Origin of the sequence: Streptomyces sp. NPDC056948 (genome assembly GCF_042674225.1) — a bacterium.
Taxonomy (GTDB): Bacteria; Actinomycetota; Actinomycetes; order Streptomycetales; family Streptomycetaceae; genus Streptomyces; species Streptomyces purpurascens.
This window is the reverse complement of sequence record NZ_JBHUQX010000555.1, coordinates 1-4,920: the sequence shown is the minus strand read 5'-3', so window position 1 is coordinate 4,920 and position 4,920 is coordinate 1. Positions and strand designations below refer to the sequence as shown.

4 protein-coding genes are annotated in these 4,920 nt (G+C 67.7%); 2 read left to right on the top strand and 2 right to left on the bottom strand.

The annotated features are described in order from the left end of the window. Positions 1-583: 583 nt before the first annotated feature. The gene (locus ACFTZL_RS40905; protein ID WP_382594450.1) at positions 584-1,066 is read left to right on the top strand and encodes a lamin tail domain-containing protein; all 483 of its coding nucleotides are present in this window, start codon (positions 584-586) and stop codon (positions 1,064-1,066) included. Between the two features lie 622 nt (positions 1,067-1,688). On the opposite strand, the gene ACFTZL_RS40900 is transcribed toward ACFTZL_RS40905, so the two are convergent. Together ACFTZL_RS40900 and ACFTZL_RS40895 are read right to left on the bottom strand one after the other, a co-directional pair. After that, on the bottom strand, positions 1,689-2,270 hold the full coding sequence (locus ACFTZL_RS40900) for a peptidase inhibitor family I36 protein (RefSeq protein ID WP_382594447.1): 582 nt from the start codon (positions 2,268-2,270) through the stop codon (positions 1,689-1,691). 434 nt (positions 2,271-2,704) lie between these two features. Further along, on the bottom strand, positions 2,705-4,183 hold the full coding sequence (locus tag ACFTZL_RS40895; protein ID WP_382594445.1) for a helix-turn-helix domain-containing protein: 1,479 nt from the start codon (positions 4,181-4,183) through the stop codon (positions 2,705-2,707). A gap of 274 nt (positions 4,184-4,457) precedes the next feature. On the opposite strand from ACFTZL_RS40895, the gene ACFTZL_RS40890 reads away from it, so the two are divergent. After that, positions 4,458-4,856, top strand: a complete 399-nt coding sequence (locus tag ACFTZL_RS40890; protein ID WP_382594442.1) for a peptidase inhibitor family I36 protein — start codon at positions 4,458-4,460, stop codon at positions 4,854-4,856. Positions 4,857-4,920: the final 64 nt, after the last annotated feature.

Below are 4,920 nucleotides of genomic sequence, written 5' to 3'. Positions count from 1 at the left end.
GGCCTGTTGGGTCTCAGGACATCTCCCCGGGCAAACGGTGTACCCACCACCCGCCCGGGCACTAGACCTCGTAGCTGGGGCCCGGTGAAGCAGCGGAACCTGCACCTCCAACCACCGGACCCCAGCCACACCCCGACACCCCGCCCCAGCCGACTTCGCCCCTCACAGCAGGAGCGGGCCGTCACCAAGGGGAACCCCGCCCTGATTCCTCAAACGGGTTCTCCACGCCAGAACCCGAAAACTCGGCAACCAGCCTGCTGTTACTCACTTTCGGGTGACGACCCGATCCACTGCAGGGTGGCGCACCGTGGCGGACAGACGCCACGCCCCAACCCCCGCAAGCCCTCCCCGACCTGTCAGCGCGTCAACACCACGCACTGGCGACATAAATGGACGTTGCATCCAAGAGTCACGGAAAAGTGGGCAATAAGTAACACGGGTCATGTTTTCCCCTCACCTTCTCCACGACGCGGACAGAGTGTGTGCGCGGCCAGCCGGTCGCCAACGCACACCACACCCGCTCCCCCGGGCAATCTGTAGCCGGTTCCTCGAGGGAGGGTGTCCGCACCTTGAGGGGGACCTCTTGTCCGCTTCCGTTTCTGTCACCGCTCGCCGTCTCGTCGCCGCCACGCTCGCCGCCGGCGCTCTGGTCTCGGTGGTCACGCTGCCGGCATCCGCCGCCGACCACCGCCCCGAGCGGTCGAAGGTGGAGATCTCCGACGTCCAGTACGACTCCCCCGGCCGGGACGACCGCTCCAACCGCTCCCTGAACCGGGAGTGGGTGGAAGTCACCAACACCGGCCGCCGCAGCGTCAACCTCGACGACTGGACCCTCCAGGACGAAGACGGCCGCACCTACACCTTCGACCACTACCGCCTCGAAGGCCGCGCCACCGTCCGCATCCACACCGGCCACGGCCGCGACACCGACACCGACCTGTACCAGGACCGCCGCCACTACGTCTGGGACAACCGCTCCGACACCGCCACCCTCCGCAACGACCGCGGACGCTTCATCGACGACGAGTCCTGGGGCCACCACCACGGCGGCGGCCACCACCGCTGACCCAACACCGTGCGCGGGTGATGAACAACCCACGCCGCGATGGAACAACGACGCACCCGGCCAAGCAAGGCCGGGTGCGTCTCGTTCCTTCGGGCGCCCCTGTCACTGGCGATCCCCGGCCAGAGCCCTCCCCCACCCCTGAAGCGTCCGCAGGCCGGGTGCGACAGGTCTAACGACTCCACAACCCGGGTGGGTCTCTCAGCTCCGCGGGCGCTCGCGTAGATGACGAACACATCCCGCCACAGGTCCAGGTCCAGGTCCCGCGCTGGACCGCTGGAACGATCTCACACGAGCGGAAGCTCCCGGGGCAGCCGCTCGCCTGGACCTCGCTCGCGCCCTCGTCCGCGGGCTCGGGCTCGGGCTCGGGCTGGGACTCAGCTCCTCCCTGTGCCTGTTCTGCACCCTCCCCCGTGGGCAGGCCGAGGTCACCGCACTGGCTGAGTGGGGCGGACACCGGAACGCAGGCCGCCGCGTCCGTTCTCCTCCACCGGGCGGCAGGAGAACGGCGGAGCGGTCCGATCGCGTCCTGCACGCAGAGTCGTTGTCCCAGCGGAGGTGGTGGTTTCGAGGCCGGCGTCTCGAAACCACACCCGAGAGAGGCTGCCCAGCTCCGGGCAGCTTCTCAGCAGACTTGGACCCCGTCGATCATGTTGTCCCAGGGGGTGTTCACGAGGGAGTGCGCGGCGTACGCGCGGCTGTCGAACTTGTATTTCCAGGGAACTAGGCCACCCTCCCAGTTGTAGAACTTGACCCTCGTGCCGGAGCTCTGGTTGTTGATGTACGAGGTGAGGCGGTTGTCGAAGTCGTAGTCGCCCAGGTCGCGGAACTTACAGCTGGAGAACGACAGCTTTTCGCCGTCGTAGTACATGCCCGCCCACAGACATAAATTGAGGTTCAAACAGCTGCCGACGGCCGCCACGCCAGGCGAGGACAGCGTGATGCTCGCACTGCCGTCCGCAGTCCGGATCTCGTTGTAACTCACCTGCTGGGCAGGGACCTTGAGCTTCGCCAGGCGGGCCTCCACACGGTCCTGCAGCTGGGCCGCCTGCCGGGCCGAGAGCCCCGCAGCGCCCGCCTCAGCCGCGTACACCGACTCGGCCGACGGTGCGGCCTGGTCCGCGGCGACCGCGGAGCCGCTGCCGACGCCGATCGCCAGCGCCATCCCTGAAAACAGGGCCATCGTGCGCTTCGTGGTCTTGGTCATGGGCTTCATGCGATTCCCTCCGTTGCGGTTGTCACTCACGAGCAGGCTCGGGCCGTGGCCCCCCGGCACGCCGACGATTCGCCACCCTGTCGAGTGCTGACGGCCAGAGCCGCCCCTGCCGCGAGGGTGCGTCGAATGGCCTTGCTCCTTTTCATGAGTTTCCCCGATTTGTCGTGCACATGGTCATGTTGTGCGGAGTGCGAATGTCTCGTCGGCTGCCGCAGGTCGGGCCTAGCCCCCGGTTAGGGGGGTGACAGCTGTGGTATCTGCGGCGGCGGTTGCAACCATGTCGAGCCGTCGTGCAGCAACCCTTGGTTCGGGCTACACCCCCAGCCCGGCTGCTGGTGTCATCGCAGGCCGGGTGAAACAGACTTTAGGGAGTGCTTTGGATGGCGGGCAATGCGCACAGTGCGCAGTTGCGGGGTTGCGGCTGTTCACGGTGCACGGTCGGCGATGCGGAACGCGTGAACCAAGTCGTGGGTGCCGGGGCCTGGGGTCTGGAGGCTGCGTTTCAGGAGCTGTTCGGCGGTGCGCAGGTGGGCGCGAACGGTAGTGCGGCTGATGCCGAGGTTCTGGGCCGTTCGCTGGGCATCGGTGCCGGCCTCGATCCAGGCTCGCAGGGTCTGGTGCACGGTGCGGTCCGTGCCGAGCTGTATGGGTTGGAGGAAGGCGTGGGCCCAGGTGATGGCCGCTTCGGTGGACAACAGACTGTCCACCGAAGGCGTCGGCACATGCTCAGGTATGGAGTTGCCGTCGGGTGGTGGGAGGTCGGTGATCGCCACGGCCAGGGCGAGTTCGGCGCGGCTGCGGGGGTCCTGCAGGTTGAGGCCGAGGGCGTCCTGGACACGCGTCAGGTGGGCGGTGACGGTGTTGCGGCTGACGTCGAGCAGCCGCGCCACACCGGAGCGGGGAAAGTTCAGGGCAAGGCTGGTGATGTCTAGGGTGAGCCGCGGGGCCGCCCTGATCGGCTCCAGGAAGGCACGGGCCCAAGCGAGGGCTTGTTGGCGGGGGAGCAGTCCGGCCAGCGGTGACTGGCTGTGGTAGTTGGCGATCCGTTCGGGTGTATGGCAGGCAACGGCCAGGGCATGGCGGGCTTGGTCGTAGGCCTGCGCAGTGGCCTGTAAGGGCACGGGGGCGCTGATGCCCAGGGCGTAGTGCGGGTTGTCTCGCACCAGCGCCCGCAAGGGCGCGGCCAGGCCGCCATCCGCGCTGTCGCCATCGCGGTCCATGGGCAGGAGACAGATGAGGTGATGGTCGTAGACAGGGCAACGCACCATCAAGCCGCGACCGTGATAGCCGGACGCATCCTGGTAGGCGTCGATGAGCCTGCCGCGGTCTGAGGGCGGGCAGCGCAGCAGGTGGATGCGCAGACGTTCTGCGTCCAGCAGCGGCGGAACGGAACCGGCTGTCATCCGGCGGGCCAGCGTCAGTTCTCCCACCATCAGGGCTGTGAAAACTGCCAGGCGCAGCCGCGTTGCCGCCTGCTGATAGCGCAGTGCGAGGTCGTCGGCCTGCCGGACTCGTCGCAACACCTCGACCACGGCGCCGACATGGGACGCCAGTACCAGCGCCTCCCGCGTCAGCGGTAACGGGCTGCCCACCACCAGCACCGGACGCGGCACTTGCCGTCCCAGCGCTTCGCACCGCACATGGAACACGCCCGCCTGCGAGGCCGCGGCGGCCAGCTGTCCGCTTGACAACTGCGTCAGCACCGGCTGGAGACTGGCAAGGATGTCCGGGGCAAGCTGTGCGGTGGACACCTCCACCGTGCCCGCCCGGTCGACCAGGGCGATCTCCGCGCCGAGTTGCCGCCCCAGCCAGTCGATCAGGGTCTGCGGATCAAGATCGGCATCCTGGCAGACACGAGGCTTCAGATGGCGCAGCAGTTCATCGAGTACCTGAGGTGTCGGCACGGCTCTCCTCCGTCAGCTGTCGGCCGCCTTGTCTGAGTCAGCCAGCTCACACCCCCGGAACCTGAAGTACCGACGGATTTCGGCGCGGTGCTCCCTGAGCGCCTGACCGACCCACTCATGCAACGCCCGTTCCTACGGTGAAACCCTTCCCGATCAGGATGCCGAAAGCCTCACCCGCAGGTGGGCCACACCGGTCCGTCCCGATGCCCCCACCGGAGTGAACTGACGGGCAAAGACGCCCGGACACCCCTCGACAGCCCGTATCTCTAGTGCCGTGATCAAGAACCTGATGCGTGCCGGGGCCGTCGCCGCCCTGGTCCTGTCCTCGATGAGCGTTACGGCCTCCGCTTCCGGCGAGCCCAGCACACAGCGGGCCGCCATCGACTGCCCCTCCGGCTACGTGTGCATCTACCCCGAGATCAACTTCGGCGGCCAGCCCTGGGTGCGGCGTGCCGTGGACGGCGGCGTCAAGGACCTGCCTTCCGCGATCCGTGACCGTGGCAGCTCGATCCGCAACAACTCCGACCGCACCGCCCGCGTGTATGAAAAGCGCGACTACAACGGCCGGCACGTGTGCGTCACCCGCAGCGGCGGCTCCATCCACGACCTGCGCGGCTACAACCTCAACGACCAGACCCGCTCCCTGAAAATCAACCGCAACGACTGCGGCTGACCACCCACAACACAGGCAAGGGCCGGGGCCGACCACTCCCGGCGTCGTCCTTCCTGTTCAAGGG